Source organism: Methylobacterium sp. WL103 (genome assembly GCF_008039885.1).
Lineage (GTDB): Bacteria > Pseudomonadota > Alphaproteobacteria > Rhizobiales > Beijerinckiaceae > Methylobacterium > Methylobacterium cerastii.
In genome coordinates this window covers 1-2,545 of the sequence record NZ_VRUX01000594.1, presented here as the reverse complement: position 1 = coordinate 2,545, position 2,545 = coordinate 1, and the positions used below count along the sequence as shown (strand labels likewise).

Annotated in this window: 3 protein-coding genes and 1 pseudogene; 1 reads left to right on the top strand and 3 read right to left on the bottom strand. The window is 71.2% G+C overall.

Features of this window, described 5'->3' with window-relative positions; all coding sequences use genetic code 11:
• Positions 1–1,101, top strand: a pseudogene (locus tag FV222_RS30000) (hypothetical protein); the annotation flags it as partial.
• 99 nt (positions 1,102–1,200) lie between these two features.
• Here FV222_RS30000 and FV222_RS22855 read toward each other — a convergent pair.
• The 3 genes from FV222_RS22855 to fliP all read right to left on the bottom strand — a co-directional run.
• Complete coding sequence (locus tag FV222_RS22855; RefSeq protein WP_147815716.1) at positions 1,201–1,548, bottom strand: DUF6883 domain-containing protein; 348 nt, start codon at positions 1,546–1,548, stop codon at positions 1,201–1,203.
• A complete protein-coding gene (locus FV222_RS22850) occupies positions 1,545–1,796 on the bottom strand; it encodes a DUF4926 domain-containing protein (protein WP_147815715.1) in 252 nt (83 codons plus the stop codon). Before FV222_RS22850 ends, FV222_RS22855 begins: the two co-directional genes overlap by 4 nt.
• Before the next feature lie 68 nt (positions 1,797–1,864).
• On the bottom strand, positions 1,865–2,545 hold a 681-nt coding region (gene fliP / locus FV222_RS22845), incomplete at its 5' end, for a flagellar type III secretion system pore protein FliP (RefSeq protein ID WP_147815714.1).

Sequence of the window (2,545 nt, the reverse complement as noted above, 5' to 3'; positions counted from 1 at the left end):
GCGGCGGCCCTGCGCGGCACGCTGCTCGGCCGCGACGCGGGCAACCTCACATCCGCGGAGGCGATCGATCGCCTCGAACGCCAAGCGATCACCTGGCACGGCGGGGAGATCGAGGACGCGATCACCGCGGGCCTGGCCCGCCTCTACATGGCGGCCGGGCGCTATCGCGAGGCCTTCACCGCCGTCCGCGCGATCGACGCCATCGCGCCGGACGCCGCGTCGAACCGGGCCCTGCACGACGAGGCGGCGTCCCTGTTCGACGACCTGTACCTCTCGCCGCGCGGCGATGCCCTGGGCGGCGTGGAAGCGGTGGCTTTGTACTTCGACTTCAAGGAGTTCTCCCCGATCGGGCGGCGCGGCGACGCGATCGTGCGGCGCCTCTCCGAACGGCTCGTCGGCCTCGACCTACTCGATCCGGCGGCTGAGCTGCTGCAATACCAGCTCGACTACCGCCTCACCGGCCCGGCCCGGTCGAGCGTCGCGACCCAGCTCGCAACGATCCGCCTGATGGACGGGAAGCCGCTGAAGGCGCTGGAGGCGATCGAGGGGACCTACCTGCCCGAGCTCCCGCGCGACCTGCGGCGCGCCCGGGCGCTGCTGCGCGCGCGCGCGCTCTCCGACCTGTCGCGGACCGATCTGGCACTGGAGACGATCGAGGGGGAGGCCGGCCCCGATGCGGTGCGGCTGCGGGCCGACATCCTGTGGTCGGCCCGGCGCTGGCGCGAGGCCGGGGAGGCGCACGAGGCCCTGCTCGGCGACGCGTGGCGGACCGGCAAGGCGCTCGACGACGCCACCCGCTCCGACGTGATCCGCGCCGGCATCGCCTACGACCTCGCGGGCGAGCCGATCGGGCTGGAGCGGCTGAAGGCCAAGTTCGCCGGCGCCATGGCCGAGAGCGCGGACGCCCGCACCTTCGCGCTGCTGACGAGCGCCGACGCGACCAGGAAGCCCGGCTTTCGCGAGATCGCGCAGAAGGCGACGAACGCCGAGACGCTGGCGGCCTTCCTGGCCGAATACCGCAAGCGCTACCCGGACACCGCGCTTCCCCCCCGCGGCGAAGCCGAGAAGCGCGCCGACGGGCAGGGGACTCCGCCGGGCTGAGCATCACGCGACCGATCGAACTCTGATCCGTGTCGGGATGAATGCGGTTGCCGCGAGCGTTCCCCGCTGATCGGTCGCCCCGTTGCATGGCCGGCGATCTCAGCGCGTCAGCGGCACCGCGGTGATGAGGCGCCAAGCGATCGTCGCCTGTCGCTGCCAGACGACGCGGACGTGCGGCCGCCGCCCGTCCGGGGCAACGACCGGCCCCTCGACGACGAGGCGCATCCGTCCGTCGATTTCAACGAAACGGAGCGCATCCGTGCCGAACAGCGCGTCGGCCTGTGCCAGCGAGGCACGGCCAATCTCGTCAGGCTTGGCCCGATCGAACCCGAAGGACAGGAAGAAGCGCGCTTTGGGTCCGCCGATCGGATGAGCGAGGTTCAGAAGATAATCGACCAGCTTGCGGTCCGGGATTTCCAGGACCGGCCACCAGCCCTCGTCGATCACGGAATCGCGCGCCCCGTGCGAGCGAGCTGAGCAGCGCCGACGGTGGCGAGTGGGCCGAGCGGTTCGGAGAACTCGACCTCGTAGGCTTCGCCCGCTCCCCAGACCGCGACCACGGTTCCCTCGGTGCCCGCCGGGATCGTGTCGCCGTCCAGGGTCACGACGCTGGCCAGCACGCGCACGTCGTCGAGATCCCGCAGCGGAGCGCTAGGATCGGTCCGCCGCATGAGATGGATGGTGTCGACCGACATGGCGAGGATGGGCCGGGCCGGCCGGGTCGTCAAATCGCGTCGGGCGGGAAACGCAGGGGCGACGCGCGTCAGCTCCCGCCGTAGCTCTGCACCAGCGACCCGGCGACCAGGGTCCAGCCGTCGACGAGCACGAAGAAGATCAGCTTGAAGGGGAGGGCGACGGTCGCCGGCGGCACCATCATCATGCCCACCGCCATCAGCACCGAGGCGACCACGAGGTCGATGATCAGGAAGGGGATGAACAGCAGGAAGCCGATCTCGAAGGCGCGGCGCAGCTCCGAGATCAAGAACGCGGGGGTGACGATCTCGAGGCCCACCGCCTCGGGGCCCGACGGCACCGGCACCTTGGCCATGTCGAGGAAGAGCTTCAGGTCCTTCTCGCGGACGTTCTTCAGCATGAAGGTCTTGAACGGCGCCGAGGCCCGCTCGAAGGCCTGCACCTGCGTGATCTGGTTGGCGAGCAGCGGCTCGATGCCGGCGCGGTAGGCCTCGCGGCCGGTCGGCGCCATCACGAAGGCGGTGAGGAACAGGGCGAGGCTGACGATCACCGTCGTCGGCGGCGCGGTCTGGGTGCCGAGCGCCGAGCGCAGGATCGACAGGACCACCACGATCCGCGTGAACGAGGTCGCCATGATCAGCACCGAAGGCGCCAGCGCCAGCACGGTGATGAGCGCGACGAGCTGCAGCGCGCGCTCGCTCGCGCCGCCCGTCCCGAGGTCGACGGTGAGGCTCTGGGCCGCGGCCGGACC